Genomic DNA, 16,380 nt, shown 5'->3' on the forward strand with positions numbered 1-16,380 from the left:
CTTGCTGTGGTGAGCGGGCTTGCCCCGCGCCAGGCTGCGAAGCAGCCCACAAATCTGTGGTGAACCCGTCGGGGGACAAGCCCCACTCACCACAGCAAGCCCCCTCCCACACTGGACCGGGTTGCCAATCCAAAAAAATAACACCGCTGAGCACACCCTCATGACCCAGCAAAACCTGTTCCTCGGCATCGACTGCGGCACCCAAGGCACCAAGGCCATCGTCCTCGACGCGTCCAGCGGCAAGGTACTGGGCCTGGGCGCCGCCGCGCACACCCTGATCAGCGGCGCCAATGGCCGTCGCGAGCAGCACACCCAGGAATGGCTGGACGCCTTTACCGAAGCCACCCACCGCGCCTTGCAACAGGCCGGCGTGGACGGCCAGGACATCCTCGGCATCGGCGTGTCCGGCCAGCAGCACGGCCTGGTGTTGCTGGATGACAGCGGCCAGGTGCTGCGCCCGGCCAAGCTGTGGTGCGACACCGAAACCGCGCTGGAGAACGAGCGCCTGCTGGCCTACCTGGGCGGCGAAGGCGGCTCGCTGGAACGCCTGGGCGTGGCGATTGCGCCGGGCTACACCGTGTCGAAACTGCTGTGGACCCGCGAGCAGCACCCGGATGTGTTCGCGCGCATCGCCCATGTGCTGCTGCCCCACGACTACCTCAACTACTGGCTCACCGGCCGCGCGGTCGCGGAATACGGCGATGCCTCGGGCACCGGTTACTTCAACGTGCGCACCCGCGCCTGGGATATGGCGCTGCTCAAGCACATCGACCCCAGCGGCCGTCTCGAAGCTGCGCTGCCGACATTGATCGAAGCCGATCAAAGCGTAGGCACGATCCTGCCGGCCATCGCCGAACGCCTGGGCATCAACCCCAATGCCAGGGTGTCCAGCGGCGGCGGCGACAACATGATGGGTGCCATCGGCACGGGCAATATCGCCCCCGGCGTGATCACCATGAGCCTGGGCTCGTCCGGCACCGTGTATGCCTTCGCCGACCAGCCCAATGTCAGCCCGCAGGCGTCGGTCGCAACCTTCTGCTCGTCCAGCGGCGGCTGGCTGCCGTTGATCTGCACCATGAACCTGACCAACGCTACCGGGGTGATTCGCGAGTTGTTCGAGCTGGACCTCAACGCCTTCAACGCACTGGTCGAGCAAGCCCCGATTGGCGCCGATGGCGTCAGCATGCTGCCGTTCCTCAATGGCGAACGCGTACCCGCCCTGCCCCACGCCACCGGCAGCCTGCATGGGCTGACCATGACCAACCTGACCCGTGCCAACCTGTGCCGCGCGGTGGTCGAAGGCACCACCTTCGGCCTGCGCTACGGCCTCGATCTGCTACGCCACACCGGCCTGCAAAGCCAGAGCATCCGCCTGATCGGCGGCGGCTCGAAAAGCCCGGTGTGGCGGCAGATGGTCGCCGATATCATGAACACCGAAGTGATCTGCACCGAACAAAGCGAAGCCGCCGCCCTGGGCGCGGCGATCCAGGCGGCGTGGAGCCAGTCCGGAGAGTCCCTGGCCAGCCTGTGCGACAAATGCGTGAGCGTCGACCCGGCCAGCCGTACCCTGCCGGTGGCGGCCAATGTCGGCGCCTATCAACTGGCTTACGAACGCTATCAACAGCACGTGGCAACCCTTTAAGAGCGAACGACTATGTATCTGGTGTGTGGTGAAGCGCTGTTTGATTTTTTCAGCGAGGAAGATGCCAGCGGGCAGGCCTCCAAGGTCACTTACAAGGCGATTGCCGGTGGTTCACCGTTCAACGTCGCGGTGGGTTTGCGCCGCCTGGGCATTGAGGCCGGGTTGTTCGGCGGCCTGTCCAGCGACTTCCTCGGACGGCGCCTGTTGCAGGTGCTCAAGGATGAAGGCGTCAGCGAGCGGTTCCTGGTGGAGTTCGCCGCGCCGACCACCTTGTCGATGGTCGCCGTGGGCGCCGATGGCTCACCGCAGTACAACTTCCGTGGTGAAGGCTGCGCCGACCGACTGCTGGAAGTCGCGCATTTGCCGGTCCTCGGCGATGAGGTGCGCGGGCTGCATATCGGTTCGTTCTCCCTGGTGGTGCAACCGATCGGCGACACCCTGCTGAGCCTGGTCAAGCGCGAAAGCGGCAAGCGCCTGATCAGCCTCGACCCCAACGTGCGCCTTAATCCGCAGCCGGATATCCAACTGTGGCGCGACCGCGTCGCCGAGTTGGCCAAGCATGCCGACCTGATCAAGGTCAGCGACGAAGACCTGCACCTGCTCTACCCCGGCCAGTCGCCGGAAAGCGTGCTGCAGGGCTGGCTGCAACACCGTTGCCATCTGGTGTTCCTCACCCGTGGCGGCGATGGCGCCAGTGTGTTCAGCCGTCAGCATGGCACCTGGTCGCAACCGGCACAGCGCGTGGTGATGGCGGATACCGTGGGTGCCGGGGATACCTTCCAGGCCGCGTTGATTGCCTGGCTGACCGAGCACCAGCTGGACTCGGTGCAAGGCCTGCAACAACTGACCCGCGTGCAGATCGACGCCATGCTCGGTTTTGCCATCCGCGCTGCGGCACTGACGTGCGGCAAGACCGGGCCGGACCTGCCGTATCGCCAGCAGCTTGGATGAAGGTTTTGTCAGCCAGGGCAAAATTAATCGATGGTTAATCCCGCAAGTCGAGAGTGAAATTCCACTCACTTGCGGAGCACCACCATGAAACTGCACACCTTAATGCTCGGCGGCGCCCTGGCGCTGGCGGCAGTGTCGGGCCTGGCCCAGGCTGACGATCAAACCCAGGCGGTCAACCCCGTGCCTTATCATTACGGCATGCCGATGAACATTGCCAAGGTCCTGGCCATGAACGAAACCCCAACCGGCGACTGTAAAGTCATTGATGCGGATATCAAGTTCCTGGACAAGGCGGGCAAAGTGGAAGACGTGAGCTACCGGAAGATGTCCGAAGCCTGCGATTTCCAGAATTGATGGGCAAACATACACAGCATTGGGCCTGGCATTTACCAGGCCCACCGTTCATAACCAACGATCAGTAGTAACCGCGCCCTCCAGCCCGCTGCTGGACAGGTGCATGGCTGTGCTTGAGGTCTTCACGCAACCCGGTAATGAGGCTGCAAATAGCTCGACTGCTGTCGAGTTTGTCAGCATTGATACCTTTGACCTCCAAATCCACCCGGTCACGGTCGCGGTCGTCATAGACCTTGATCGTCAGCGAAGCATCTTCGGCTTTGGTGCATTCGCACCGTTTAGGCAGGAAACTTCCTTCAATAATGCTGCGAAGTTCTAATTCCGAAAGCATGGCCAACCTCTCCTTTTTTGAGACTGCCAATCGATTGTTATAGGTCTGCAGGCCCGTGCCTGCCACGTCTCGCCAGCCCTGGAAGACGCTTACCTTTACCAGCCTACTCGGCAAATTCCGTTTTTGTTGTAACTTTTCTTCATAAGCAATGTAGGAATTTATATAGCTTAGGTCACCCCAGTTAAATCATCGTCGAACCGCTTCGATTAATCGTTTAACCCCACGCTTCGAATTAAACCGCAGCTTGTGCCGCCACTCTTTCAGCAACATATCGCAAACTATCAAAGTTGATATTTGCACCTGAGTTAACCGCGACCAAGGTCTGTCCACTCACCCCACGACTGGCCACGTACTTGCGAACCCCCGCCACCGCCAGCGCACCGGAAGGTTCGGTGATGGAACGTGTATCGTCATAGATCAACTTCATCGCGCTGCACAGTTCGTCATTGCTGACGGTGATCACTTCGTCGACCCAATCGCGGCAGATCTCAAAGCCATAGGCGCCGATCTGCGCGACCGCGGTGCCATCGGCGAACCCGTCGACACTCGGCAACACCACCCGCTCCCCGGCCCGCAGTGCGGCGAGCAGGCAACTGGAGCCTTCGGGTTCGACCCCGATGATGCGCACCTCGGGCCGCAGGTATTTGACGTAGGCCGCAATGCCGGCGATCAGGCCACCGCCGCCCACGGGCACGAAGATCGCGTCCAACGGACCTTGTTGCTGGCGCAGGATTTCCATGGCCACCGTGCCCTGGCCGGCGATCACCTCCGGGTCATCGAAGGGCGAAACGAAGGTGCAGCCGGACATCTCGGCCAGCTGCAACGCATGGGCCAGGGCAAACGGAAAGCTTTCGCCGTGCAGCACCGCTTCGGCGCCCCGGGAGCGCACGCCCAGCACCTTCAATTCCGGCGTGCTGCACGGCATCACGATCCGCGCCTGAAGCCCCAGCGTCTTCGCCGCCAGCGCCACCCCTTGCGCATGGTTACCCGCCGACGCCGTTACCACACCGCGCGCTTTCTGCGCGCCGGTAAGCTGCACCAGCTTGTTGTAGGCGCCGCGAATCTTGAAGGAAAAGGTTGGTTGCAGGTCTTCGCGCTTGAGCAGCACCTGGTTGCCGAGCATTGCCGAGAGTGCCGGTGCGGCTTGCAGGGGCGTACGCACCGCGAGGTCATAGACCGGCGCGGCGAGGATCTTTTTCACATAGTGTTCAAGCAATGCCGTATCAGCGGTAGACGGGGCGGGGCACGTGCTCATGGGGTGTCTCCTGGTTTTTAAAGGCCCTGGAGACGGAACAAACAAAACCCGCCTCTAAGGCGGGTTGGGGTGCAGCCGTGTGCTATCCCGCCAAATGAGGAATGGCGGTAATAATGCTTGGCTGGCTGCGGAAGGCTGGGTAGGTCATGCCTGGAAATTAACCGGCCATCCGGATCAAGTCAACATCATGTTTACTGACGACATACGAAACATATACGATTCGTATATCCAACCACTACAGTGAACCTCATGGGCATCGTCAAGATCAGCGACCAACTGCACGAACAACTGCGCCTGGCCAGTGCGGCCATGGACCGTTCCATCAACGCCCAGGCCGAGTTCTGGATCAAGGTCGGCCTGCTCGCCGAACTCAATCCCAGCCTGCCCTACCACGAGCTGATCAACAAACTGTTGCTGGACAAGCCCGACCTGATCCGGGGGCGCAGCTGATGATCAAGACCGCCGCCCAACTGGCTGTGATGCGCGAGTCCGGACGCCTGCTGGCCCAAGTGTTCGACATGCTCGACGGGTTTGTCGCCGCCGGCCGTTCCACCCTGGAACTGGACAGCGCCGTCGAAGCCTTTATCCGCAACGAATTGAAAGCCCGCCCTGCCAGCCTCGGGCAATACGACTACCCCTTCTCCATCAACACCTCGATCAACGAGGTGGTGTGCCATGGCATGCCCAGCGCCAAGGAAATCCTCAAGGACGGCGACATCGTCAACATCGACATCACCCTGGAAAAAGGCGGCTTTATCGCCGACTCCAGCAAGATGTACATGATCGGCACCGTCGCGCCCAAGGCGCGGCGCCTGGTGGATATGACATTCGAGGCCATGTGGGCCGGGATCCGCCAGGTCAAGCCCGGCGCACGCCTGGGGGATATCGGCCATGCGATCCAGAGCCATGCACAGGCCAATGGCTACAGCGTGGTGCGTGAATACTGCGGCCATGGCATCGGCAAGCAGATGCATGAAGAGCCGCAGATCCTGCACTTCGGCCGCCCTGGCACCGGGCTGGAACTGCGTGAAGGCATGGTGTTCACCATCGAACCGATGCTCAACCAGGGCGGCGCCAAGGTGCGCAGCCTGAAAGACGGCTGGACGGTGGTGACCAAGGACAACAGCCTGTCGGCGCAGTGGGAACATACGGTGGCAGTGACGGCGGATGGCTTTGAAGTCCTTACCCTGCAAACCCGCCCTTGATTCACCCACCGCCGTAGATATCGCCTTATGCAACACCGCGCACATCCGTAGCAGCTGTGGAGCCCCGGCGAGGCTGCGTTGGCCGCGACTCGATCCTGAATCGGCAGCGCGCCTGACGCAGCCTCGCTTGCGCTCGGCAGCTGCTACGGGGGTGGGGCCGTGAGGTGATTGGCGTTCGTAGCAGCTGTCGAGCCTTGGCGAGGCTGCGTCGGCCGCGACTCGGTCCTGAATCGGCAGCGCGCCTGACGCAGCCTCGCTTGCGCTCGGCAGCTGCTACGGGGGTGGGGCCGTGAGGTGATTGGCGTTCGTAGCAGCTGTCGAGCCTTGGCGAGGCTGCGTCGGCCGCGACTCGGTCCTGAATCGGCAGCGCGCCTGACGCAGCCTCGCTTGCGCTCGGCAGCTGCTACGGGGGGGAGGCCTTGACGTGATTGGCGTTCGTAGCAGCTGTCGAGCCCCGGCGAGGCTGCGTTGGCCGCGACTCGGTCCTGAGTCGGCAGCGCGCCCGACGCAGCCTCGCTTGCGCTCGGCAGCTGCTACGGGGGTGAGGCCTTGACGTGATTGGCGTTCGTAGCAGCTGTCGAGCCCCGGCGAGGCTGCGTTGGCCGCGACTCGGTCCTGAGTCGGCAGCGCGCCTGACGCAGCCTCGCTTACGCTCGGCAGTTGCTACGGATGTGCGCGGTTGGCTACGCGGCGCGACTTTAAACACCTGTGGCATGCACTCAGCCACTCACCAGACCTGGCCCTGGCGTTTCAACTCCAGGCGCCGCACAAACTCTTCCAGCACCAGGCTGTACAGGTCGTCCTGCAAGTAGGCGTCTTCGATGCCGGCATCCAGGTTGGGGTTGTCGTTGACCTCAATCACCACCACCTTGTCGCCGGACTGCTTGAGGTCCACACCGTAGAGGCCGTCGCCGATCAGGTTGGCGGTCTTCACCGCCAGTTCCACCACCGCCCTGGGCGCTTCATGGACAGCCAGGGTGCGGCATTCGCCGTTGATGGCCTGGCCGATGGCCTTGTGGTTATAGATCTGCCAATGGCCCTTGGACATGAAGTACTGGCAGGCAAAGATCGGCTTGCGGTTGAGTACGCCGATGCGCCAGTCGTACTCGGTGTAGAAGAATTCCTGGGCCAGCAGCAGCACCGAATGCTCGAACAACTCGGCAGTGGCCTTGAGCAAGGCTTCCTGGCTTTCGACCTTGATCACGCCACGGGAGAAACACCCGTCGGGAATCTTCAACACCAGCGGAAACCCGAGGCGCTCGCCGACGCGCTCGAAGTCCTGCGGTCGTTCCTTGTAGAGAATCTCGGTGGCAGGCATACCTAACTGATGGCTGTTGAGCAGGTCGGTAAGGTAGACCTTGTTGGTGCAACGCAGGATCGACGCCGGGTCGTCCATCACCACCAGGCCTTCGCTTTCGGCTTTTTTGGCAAAGCGGTAGGTATGGTTGTCGACGCTGGTGGTCTCGCGGATCAGCAAGGCGTCGTATTCGGCCAGGCGCGCGTAGTCCTTGCGCTCGATCAGCTCCACATCAATGCCCAGGCCCTTGCCCACGCGGATGAAATTCTCCAAGGCACGGGTGTTGGACGGTGGCAGTTGCTCCTGTGGATCGTGCAGGATCGCCAGGTCATAACGGGCCAGGCGCCGCGAACGGGGTTGGCGCCAGATCTTGCGGCTGAAGTTGTCGAGGGCGTGGGCGAATTGATCTTCCTGGTCGTCGCGCAACTTGTGCAATACGCCGGACTTGACCCCTACGATATGCCAACCGTTATGTTTTCTGAACTCAACTAACAAGATCGGACATGGGAATGTTTCAAACAACTGACGGGCCAATTCCTGCAACGGTTCTATATTGGTCCTGCCGAAGTAAAGTGTCAGGGTAAACCCTTCGGTATTACTGTAGAGGTGATGACTCAAGGCTTTATCAAGGGTTTTATCCAAGTCATCCAGCGCCAGGCCGTACAGCGACTTTTTAGTCAGCTCACTGATGGTGCGCACCGAAGGAATCACCTTGTGTCCGCGCGCTTCGGCCAGCAACGAGCAGTAGTATCCATGCCCCAGGTACTTGTAGCTGCGGCACAGGTTGATCACTTGCACCCGCTTGCCTGACTCGTTCTGCCGGGTTTGTTCCAGGTACTCCTGGGCGGTGACGATGTCTTCGCTGGGAAAGTAGGAGGCCCAATCTTCCTTGCGTTCAACAATGATCACCACTTGACTGTTACTTCGAGGCGGCGCAGAAAAAAAGCCCTTCGATGTTATTGTCGCCGCGACGATTTGCTCGGATACTTCACGCCAATGACCTTGTACCGCCGACATAATATTTGATCCGCTTTAGAGAACTCGACCTTTTCTATTAAGCACGATCTTTTAGGGAAGTCCCGTTTCGTTACGCAACTTTTACGGCGGTTATATGGCTCTTTTCTCTCGCATTGCATTACCCGGCGATATACCGGCATTAGTCGCATTGGAGCACCCGTGTTTCACCACCGACCGGCTCTCATCGCGCAGTTTTCACTGGATGATCAGCCGCGCCCACGGCCAGTTGCTGGTGGCGGAACAGGACGGGCAGTTGCTCGGTTATGCGCTGGTGCTGTTTCGTCGTGGCAGCGTGTTCGCGCGCCTGTATTCCATCGCCATTGCCGAGCACGCACGCAGCCTCGGGCTGGGCAAGCAGTTGCTCAGCCATGTCGAGGCCTGCGCGGTGACGCACGGTTGCACCCACCTGCGCCTGGAGGTACGCACCGACAACCCCCGCGCCCTGGCGCTGTATGAACGCAACGGCTACCGGCGTTTCGCCCAGGTCAACGACTACTACGCAGACCACACCCCGGCCCTGCGCCTGGAGAAAACCTTGGTCAGGCCACCTGCTTGATCCCGGCCTTGGCTTCCAGCTCGCGCACCAGCGGCAACACGCGCTTGCCGAAGTACTCCACTTCTTCCTGGAAGTGCAGGAAGCCCGCCAGCACCAGGTCCACGCCCACCGCCTTGAGCGCGACGATGCGCTCGGCAATCTGCTGCGGGGTGCCGATCAGGTTGGTCTTGAAGCCATCGTTGTACTGCACCAGGTCTTCAAAGCTGGACTTGGCCCAGTTGCCCTCGCCTTCGGGTGATGCCTTGCCGGCCTGCCTGGCCGCGTCGCCAAAGGCGTTCACGGCCTCCGGGTCGGCCTTGTCGATGATCTCTGCGAGCACGGCGCGGGCTTCTTCCTCGGTGTCGCGGGCGATGATGAACGCATTCACGCCGACCTTGACCGAATGGTTGTTCGCGGCAGCCTTGGCGCGAATGTCATCGACCTGGGCCTTGATGCCTTCCGGGGTGTTGCCGTTGGTGAAGTACCAGTCCGACACGCGCGCCGCCATGTCTCGCGCGGCTCGCGAACTGCCGCCCTGGAACACTTCCGGCTGGCCCAGGGGCTTGGGCTTGAGGGTGTAGTTGTTGAAACGGTAGAAGTCGCCCTTGAAAGTAAAGTCGTCCTGGGTCCAGATGCCTTTGAGGGCGCGGATGAATTCTTCGGAACGGCGATAGCGCTCGTCGTGCTCCAGCCAGTGTTCGCCGATGGCCTGGAACTCGCCCTTGAACCAGCCACTGACGATGTTCACCGCAATGCGGCCATTGGTGAGCTGGTCGATGGTCGCCAGTTGCTTGGCCGCCAGCGCCGGTTGCCACGGGCCGGGCAGGATCGCGGCGATAACCTTGAGCTTGGTGGTCGCGGCCAGCAAGGCATGGCTGAACGCCACGGACTCATGCTGGTTTTCCGCGCCGTAGCCGGCGGTGAAGCGGATCTGGGTCAGGCCGTATTCGAAGCCGGCTTCCTCGGCCAATTGCGCCAGTTTGCGGTTGTAGTCGATGCCCCAGTGGGTGCGTTGTTCGATCTTGCTGACCACCAGCCCACCGCTGACGTTGGGCACCCAATAGGCAAATTTCACGGCTTGCTGACTCATCGAACGGTACCTCGCATAAAGGAATGTACCGAGGTGTGGAGCAGCAAGCGTGCCAGGCGGAGGCAAACGCCCGCGCCACAAGGGGTGCGACATGTATTCAGGGCTGGGAGGCGTTGAATGCCGATGTCAGGGATTGCGACGGTTTGTCGATTTGCTGTTGCCAGGGCAACAGTAGACAGCATGCATCCCCCCGTAAACATTGGCCCTGGCACCCGGCACGGACTGTGCAATCACTCCCTGCACCGATCACTGCCCCGGAGCCCTGCTCATGACCGAACACCACGTTATCAACCCGTTGTCTGTCGGCGTCGACTACCCCACGCTGGCGGCGCGCTTTCGCCCGATTTTCCAGCGCATCGCCGCTGGCGCAGTGGAGCGCGAACAAACCCGCGCCCTGCCCCACGAGCCGATCCAGTGGCTCAAGGAAGCCGGCTTCGGCGCGGTGCGGGTGCCGGTGGAATATGGCGGTGGCGGTGCTTCGCTGCCGCAGTTGTTCGAACTGCTGATCGAACTGGCCGAGGCCGACTCCAACGTGCCCCAGGCCCTGCGCGGGCATTTCGCCTTTGCCGAAGACCGCCTGAATGCGCCGCCCAGTGCCGGCCGCGATCTGTGGTTCAAACGCTTTGTCGACGGCGACATCGTCGGCTGCGCCTGGACCGAAATCGGCACCGTGGCCATTGGCGACGTTGTCACCAAGGTCAGCCCGGACGGCGAGCAGTGGAAACTCAACGGTAAAAAGTTCTACAGCACCGGCAGTATTTTCTCCGACTGGATCGACGTGTACGCCCAGCGCAGCGACACCGGCGGCGATGTGATCGCCGCCACCCGCGCGCGCCAGCCCGGCGTGGAACACAGCGATGACTGGGACGGCTTTGGCCAGCGCACCACGGGCAGCGGCACTTCGCGCTTTACCGATGCGGTGGTGGAGGCGGAAAACGTCATCGACTTCGCGACCCGCTTCAAATACCAGACCGCGTTCTACCAACTTGTCCTGCTGGCCAGCCTCGCCGGTATCGGCCGTGCCGCATTGCGCGATGTGGCCCACCAGGTGCGCAGCCGCAAGCGCATCTACAGCCATGGCAATGCCCAGCACGTCAGCCAGGATGCCCAGATCCAGCAGGTGGTGGGCGAAGTCGCCGCGTTGGTCTACGCCGCCGAAGCCAGCGCGCTTAAAGCCGCCCTGCCGGCGCAGCGGGCGTACCTGGCGCGCTTCGGTGGGGATGAAGTCGCCGAGCGCGAAGCCAACGTCGCAGCCGAAATCGAGTCAGCCACCGCGCAAGTGGTGGTGTCGGAACTGATCCAGCGCGCCACCAGTGAGTTGTTCAACGCACTGGGGGCCTCGGATGTGCGCCAGGGCAAGTCCCTCGACCGCCATTGGCGCAATGCGCGGACCGTGTCGTCGCACAACCCGGTGATCTACAAGGCGCGGATCGTGGGGGACTGGGTGATCAATGGCACCGAGCCGCCGTTTGTGTGGCAGATCGGTAATGGCCCGGCGAAAGCCTGAATCAAGGTTGGTCACAGTCAAAATGTGGGAGGGGGCTTGCTCCCGATGGCGGTTTGTCAGTCGCCTCATCAGTTGACTGATCCACCGCTATCGGGAGCAAGCCCCCTCCCACATTTGGCCCCTGCCTGTGTAGTTGAATCCCGTGTGCGCCTCAAAAGGCCAATTTGTAGCCGATGGTCATCAACATGATCGCCAGGCACGGGCGCAATACGCCGTCCGGGACCTTGCCGGTCATGTGGCTGCCGAAGTAAATGCCCGGCAGCGACCCCATCAGCAGGAAGCCCAGCAGGTGCCAGTCCATATTGCCCATGCCGGCATGGCCCAGGCCCGCCACCAGGGTCAGGGGCACGGCGTGGGCGATCTCGGTGCCGACCAGGCGGCGCGTGGCCAGGAACGGATAGAGGATAAACAGCGCGACCGTACCGAGGGCGCCGGCGCCGATGGAGGTGAGCGCAACCATGGTCCCCAGCACCGCACCGGTCACCACGGTCAGGGCATTCAGGTTGCGCGGGTTCATATGGTAGTGATCGCCGGCGTGGCGCTGGGCGAACGCCAGCAGGCGTTGCTTGAACAGGATCGCCAGGGCGGTCAGCAGCAGCACCACGCCGAGGGCCTGCTTGATCACCGCGTTCATGGCGCTGGGGTCGGTGTGCAGGCTGGCGAGGAACCACAGGGTCAGCAACACCGCAGGCACGCTGCCCAGGGTCAGCCAGCCGGTGATGGTCCAGTCGATGTTCTTGTTCTTGCTGTGGACCAGCACGCCACCGGATTTGGTGATGGCCGCGTACAGCAGGTCAGTGCCCACGGCCGTGGCCGGGTTGATGCCGAACCACAACAGGATCGGGGTCATCAAGGAGCCCCCGCCGACACCGGTCATGCCGACGATAAAACCAACGATCAGGCCCGCAATTACAAAACCAAAGTTACCCACTTCCATCAACGCTACCCGCGGCCTTATAAATTTCTGGCCGCAGGATAGCGATTTTTCTTATAACGACTTATATCAATATGATCTGACTTTATGCCTTTTATGGCAGTCGACGACAGACATACGCCTGGGTCTGATAAGGAAACGCCACCGTGTCGCGGCCCTTCAGGGCTGGATGGCTGGCGATCAAGCCACGCAACTGCTCGGTCACGAGGGCTTTTTCAGCCTCGGGCAACGCAGCAATAAAGCTCACGGAGAGGAAGCGATCCATGATCACTTCCTGTGGGCTGCCGACGTGGCTATAGGGGAAACAGGTCATTTCGGGGACTGAAAAGTACTTGCCGTCGAAGGCTTCACGCCAGCGTCCGGAGTGAAAACGCGGGGTGTCACCCTCGTAGGGCGTGATGATCGCGGTGATCGCCGCCACCCAGTCCACCGACTCATCGCGCACATTCCACACCAGCCCGAGGCGCCCTTCGGGCTTGAGCACGCGGTGGATTTCCGCCAGCGCGGCCTGGGTGGAGAACCAGTGAAAGGCTTGCGCGCAGACCACCGCGTCGGCGCTGGCGGTTTCCAGGGGGATGGCTTCGGCGGTGCCGTTGACCAGGCGCACATCCGGCAACAGCTGGGTCAACTGCGCACCCATGGCCTGCACCGGTTCGACGGCGATCAACGTCGGCGCCAGGGTGCTGAGCAGGCGCGTGAACTTGCCGGTGCCGGCGCCCAGGTCGATCACCCGTGAGTGCCCATCGACGCCGAGCACATCCGTGAGCCAACCGGTGAGCTGCCTGGGATAATTCGGCCGGCCTTGGGCGTAAGTGACGGCCTGGGTAGAGAAACCTTGTTGAGCAGACGTGTGGACACCAGTCATTGCCAATCTCTCCTCGGGTAAAGCGGGGGCACAGTGTGCGCCTTCCCCGGGAGATTTTCTAATCGGCAGCCGTGGGCAACCACACCCGGAACCGTGCGCCGCCCAACGGCGAGGCCAGTGCGGTCAGGGTGCCACCTTGGGCCTCGAGGGCTCGCCGGCTGATGGCCAGGCCCAGGCCAAAGCCACCGGTGGAGCGGTCGCGGCTGCGGTCGAGGCGGTAAAAGGGCTCGAAGATACGCTCGCGCTGGTCCAGCGGAATGCCGATGCCATCGTCATCCACCCAGATTTCACAGCCTTTGGCGCAGACCTTGACGCCCACCTGAATGCGCTTGTCGCAGTAACGCGTGGCATTGCGCAACAGGTTCTGCAAGGCACGGGCGGTGAGGCGCGGGTCGAGGCTGAAGCGTTCCACAGCGCAGTCGAGTGCCACATCGATGACGATCTCGGGGTTTTCCAGCTCGTCATCGACGCTGCCCAACACGCTGTCGATAAATTCATCGAGCACCACCTCCACACGCTCGGGCAATTGCGTCGGGTTTTGCAGGCGACTGTAGGACAGCAACTCCAGCACCAATTCATCCAGCTCGCGAATATGCGCAACCAGGCCATGCAGGCGCTCGCGACTGGCCTCCGGCAAGTCCTCCGACAGCGCCAGGGCCAGGCCGAAATCCAGGCGTGTAAGGGGTGTGCGCAGTTCGTGGGAGACCGCGTTGAGCAGGTCGCGTTGCTGGTTGAGCAGGTGTTCGATGTCGTCGGCCATGGTGTCGAACACCGACGCCAGGCTGCCGATATTGGAGCTGGGCGGAATGTGCGTGCGCTCGGCCAGGTTGCCCTTGCCCAGTTGCGTGGCGGTGCTTTTCAGGCGTTCGAGATCGCGCCAGTGCGGACGCAGCCAGAACAGCAGGCAGGCCAGCAACGCCGCACCGATCAGCACGTTCATCGACCAGTACAACAGGTTCATGTCCAGCGGGTCTGGCGGAATGGTCAGCTTGACCACGAACTGCTCGTTGAGCGGCGAGCTGATGTCCTCCATCCAGCCAAACTCCCCCAGGTGAATCACGGGGTTGCCCTGCTCCAGCAGTTTGGCTTCCTGCGTGGTGTAGCTCGCGTCCTGGCGCAACAGCAATTGCACTTTGAGGGGCGCGAAGTCACTGCCCAGTTGCTCGGTCACCTGGGACCAGCGCTCCACCGGCGCGCGCAGGTACTGCTTGACGATCAGCTTCTGCATGCCCCGTGACTGCTCGACGTTGTAGTCCAGGTAGCGGTGTTCGAACAGTTGGATCACCAGCTTGGGAATCAGGAAGATCGCCGCGCTGTAGGTGACGATGGTGATCAGGTAAAGACGTAGCAGCACACGAAACATCGATCAGCATTCCCACTCGGAACGGCTGAACAGGTAGCCCTTGCCCCACACGGTCTTGATCTTGCGCGCTTCACCGGCGTGGTCGTCGAACTTGCGGCGCAGCTTGGAAATGGCCACGTCCACCGAACGGTCGGTGCCGTTGAACTCGATACCGCGCAGCCGTTGCAGGATCTGGTCGCGGCTGAGCACTTCGCCAGCATGCCGGGCCAGCACCACCAGCAGGTTGTATTCGCCGCTGGACAACTCCACCGCCTGTTCGCGCCAGGTCACCGTGCGTTCCGACAGGTCGATGCACAGGTTGCCCATCAGGATCTGGTCATTGGCCACCTGGGGCTCGGACAAACTGCTGCGCCGCAGCAAGGTGCGCACCCGCGCCAGCAGCACACGCGGCTCGCAGGGTTTGGTCACGTAGTCGTCGGCGCCCATTTCCAGGCCCAGCACCTGGTCGTGGCTGTCGTCGCGGGCGGTGAGCATCAGGATCGGCAGGCCCGCCGAGTCGGCGCGCAGCAGGCGGCACACTTGCAGGCCGTCGAGGCCGGGCAGCATCAGGTCGAGGATCACCAGGTCCGGCGGGTCGAGGCGCGCGCGCTCACGGACGTGGTCGCCACGGCTGAGCACACTGACGTGGTAGCCGTTGCGTTCCAGGTAGCTGGCAATCAGCTCGGAGAGTGCGGCGTCGTCTTCCACCAGGAGGATGTTGGGCATGGTGTTTCCAAATAATGCGGTTTGTTGGTGTGTTGCAGGATTGTGCAAGGATATACGCCCTCGGCGCCCCGCGCGCCGCACCTTACATTTCTTCACAGACGACCTACATAGCTTCACAGCACCACAGCGCCGGTGCCCTTAGGATGCGCCAGTCAATATTGGGATAAGAGCATGTCGAAGAATCTGTTTGCGCCATTTTGCCTGTTGGCCCTGATGCTGGCCCTGAGTGCCTGTGACCAATCGGCCGACGAAGCGCCGCAAATGCCCCTGGCCAAGGTGCGCATCGAAACCCTTGAGGCCAAGCCCCTCTCCATCACCAGCGAATTGAGCGGACGCATCGCCGCGCCACGCATTGCCGAAGTGCGCGCACGGGTGGCCGGGGTGGTGATGCAACGGGTCTTCAAGGAAGGCCATGACGTCAAACAGGGCGACGTGTTGTTTCGCATCGATCCGGCACCGTTCAAGGCTGACCTGGACAGCGCCCAGGCCAACCTGAGCAAGGCCGAGGCCAATGCGTTCCAGGCGCGCCTGCAGGAGCAGCGCTACAGCCAACTGGTGGAAGGCAATGCCATCAGCGGCCAGGACTACGACAACGCCCGCGCCAACCTGCGCCAGACCAACGCCGAAGTCGCCGCCAACAAGGCCGCCGTCGAGCGCGCCAGGTTGAACCTGGGCTATGCCACCGTGACCGCGCCGATTTCCGGACGCATCGGCCGCGCCCTGGTGACCGAAGGGGCACTGGTAGGCCAGAACGAAGCCACGCCCCTGGCGATCATCCAGCAACTGGACCCGATCCACGCCGACCTCACCCAGTCCACCCGCGAGCTCAACGACCTGCGCCGCGCCTTCCGCGCCGGCAGCTTGAAGCAGGTCGGCCAGGACCAGGCCAAGGCCACGTTGATCCAGGACGACGGCAGCCTCTACCCGCTGCCGGGCAAGTTGCTGTTCGCCGAGATCAGCGTCGACCCGGGCACCGGGCAGATCATCCTGCGCAGCGAGTTCCCCAACCCGGACCTCGACCTGTTGCCCGGCAGCTTCGTGCGGGTACGCCTGGAGCAAGCCGTCGACAAACAAGGCATCAGCGTGCCGCAACGCGCCATCACCCGCGACAGCGCCGGCATCCCCATGGTGCTGCTGCTCGACGCCGAGCAGACCGTCAGCCAGCAGCCGGTGGAACTGGGTGCGGTGATCGACGACCGCTGGGTGGTCAGCCATGGCCTCAAGCCCGGCGACCGTATCGTCGTCGAAGGCCTGCAGCACGCGCGCCCCGGTGAAAAAGTCGAGGTCGATGACAGCCCCACACCCGTTGCCCAGGCTTCCGGCCAATAA

The 16,380-nt window shown here is 62.4% G+C and carries 15 protein-coding genes and 1 pseudogene; 8 read left to right on the forward strand and 8 right to left on the reverse strand.

Annotated features, from left to right (window positions below; translation table 11 throughout):
• The first annotated feature begins 160 nt into the window (after positions 1-160).
• From xylB to V3W40_RS27000, 3 genes are all read left to right on the forward strand, one after another.
• On the forward strand, positions 161-1,642 hold the full coding sequence (gene xylB / locus V3W40_RS26990) for a xylulokinase (RefSeq protein ID WP_065927854.1): 1,482 nt from the start codon (positions 161-163) through the stop codon (positions 1,640-1,642).
• 12 nt (positions 1,643-1,654) lie between these two features.
• Positions 1,655-2,593, forward strand: coding sequence for a carbohydrate kinase family protein (locus V3W40_RS26995; RefSeq protein WP_330216010.1), 939 nt, complete (start codon positions 1,655-1,657; stop codon positions 2,591-2,593).
• Positions 2,594-2,677: 84 nt separating this feature from the next.
• Positions 2,678-2,947, forward strand: coding sequence for a DUF2790 domain-containing protein (locus tag V3W40_RS27000; RefSeq protein WP_027606408.1), 270 nt, complete (start codon positions 2,678-2,680; stop codon positions 2,945-2,947).
• A 61-nt stretch (positions 2,948-3,008) separates the two neighbouring features.
• On the opposite strand, the gene V3W40_RS27005 is transcribed toward V3W40_RS27000, so the two are convergent.
• Positions 3,009-3,278 (reverse strand): DUF1652 domain-containing protein, encoded by a 270-nt coding sequence (locus V3W40_RS27005; protein WP_330216011.1) that lies wholly within the window; start codon positions 3,276-3,278, stop codon positions 3,009-3,011.
• Positions 3,279-3,510: 232 nt separating this feature from the next.
• Entirely contained in the window at positions 3,511-4,533 is a 1,023-nt protein-coding gene (ilvA, locus tag V3W40_RS27010) for a threonine ammonia-lyase, biosynthetic (RefSeq protein ID WP_330216012.1), read from the reverse strand.
• Positions 4,534-4,782: 249 nt separating this feature from the next.
• On the opposite strand from ilvA, the gene V3W40_RS27015 reads away from it, so the two are divergent.
• Together V3W40_RS27015 and map are read left to right on the forward strand one after the other, a co-directional pair.
• Positions 4,783-4,983, forward strand: coding sequence for a ParD-like family protein (locus V3W40_RS27015; protein WP_027606410.1), 201 nt, complete (start codon positions 4,783-4,785; stop codon positions 4,981-4,983).
• Positions 4,983-5,738: a type I methionyl aminopeptidase gene (gene map / locus V3W40_RS27020; RefSeq protein ID WP_315871785.1), complete on the forward strand. Its 756-nt coding sequence runs from the start codon at positions 4,983-4,985 to the stop codon at positions 5,736-5,738. Before V3W40_RS27015 ends, map begins: the two co-directional genes overlap by 1 nt.
• A 727-nt stretch (positions 5,739-6,465) precedes the next feature.
• Here the strand turns inward: map and V3W40_RS27025 are convergent.
• On the reverse strand, positions 6,466-8,052 hold the full coding sequence (locus tag V3W40_RS27025; protein ID WP_330216013.1) for a RimK family protein: 1,587 nt from the start codon (positions 8,050-8,052) through the stop codon (positions 6,466-6,468).
• Positions 8,053-8,146: 94 nt separating this feature from the next.
• On the opposite strand from V3W40_RS27025, the pseudogene V3W40_RS27030 reads away from it, so the two are divergent.
• A pseudogene (locus tag V3W40_RS27030) lies at positions 8,147-8,596 on the forward strand (GNAT family N-acetyltransferase); the annotation flags it as partial.
• Here V3W40_RS27030 and sfnG read toward each other — a convergent pair.
• Complete coding sequence (sfnG, locus tag V3W40_RS27035) at positions 8,592-9,677, reverse strand: dimethylsulfone monooxygenase SfnG (RefSeq protein WP_065927859.1); 1,086 nt, start codon at positions 9,675-9,677, stop codon at positions 8,592-8,594. The pseudogene V3W40_RS27030 and the gene sfnG overlap by 5 nt on opposite strands.
• A gap of 268 nt (positions 9,678-9,945) precedes the next feature.
• On the opposite strand from sfnG, the gene V3W40_RS27040 reads away from it, so the two are divergent.
• On the forward strand, positions 9,946-11,184 hold the full coding sequence (locus tag V3W40_RS27040) for an acyl-CoA dehydrogenase family protein (RefSeq protein ID WP_330216014.1): 1,239 nt from the start codon (positions 9,946-9,948) through the stop codon (positions 11,182-11,184).
• Between the two features lie 151 nt (positions 11,185-11,335).
• On the opposite strand, the gene V3W40_RS27045 is transcribed toward V3W40_RS27040, so the two are convergent.
• The 4 genes from V3W40_RS27045 to V3W40_RS27060 form a co-directional block, all read right to left on the reverse strand.
• Positions 11,336-12,121, reverse strand: coding sequence for a sulfite exporter TauE/SafE family protein (locus V3W40_RS27045; protein ID WP_027606416.1), 786 nt, complete (start codon positions 12,119-12,121; stop codon positions 11,336-11,338).
• 91 nt (positions 12,122-12,212) lie between these two features.
• Positions 12,213-12,983, reverse strand: a complete 771-nt coding sequence (locus tag V3W40_RS27050) for a class I SAM-dependent methyltransferase (RefSeq protein ID WP_330216015.1) — start codon at positions 12,981-12,983, stop codon at positions 12,213-12,215.
• Between the two features lie 58 nt (positions 12,984-13,041).
• Positions 13,042-14,346 (reverse strand): ATP-binding protein, encoded by a 1,305-nt coding sequence (locus V3W40_RS27055; RefSeq protein ID WP_065927862.1) that lies wholly within the window; start codon positions 14,344-14,346, stop codon positions 13,042-13,044.
• 3 nt (positions 14,347-14,349) lie between these two features.
• The gene (locus tag V3W40_RS27060; protein WP_027606419.1) at positions 14,350-15,051 is read right to left on the reverse strand and encodes a response regulator transcription factor; all 702 of its coding nucleotides are present in this window, start codon (positions 15,049-15,051) and stop codon (positions 14,350-14,352) included.
• 171 nt (positions 15,052-15,222) lie between these two features.
• Here V3W40_RS27060 and V3W40_RS27065 point away from each other — a divergent pair, with 171 nt between their 5' ends.
• Positions 15,223-16,380, forward strand: a complete 1,158-nt coding sequence (locus V3W40_RS27065) for an efflux RND transporter periplasmic adaptor subunit (protein ID WP_065948647.1) — start codon at positions 15,223-15,225, stop codon at positions 16,378-16,380.

Origin of the sequence: Pseudomonas sp. AM8 (genome assembly GCF_036346475.1) — a bacterium.
Lineage (GTDB): Bacteria > Pseudomonadota > Gammaproteobacteria > Pseudomonadales > Pseudomonadaceae > Aquipseudomonas > Aquipseudomonas marginalis.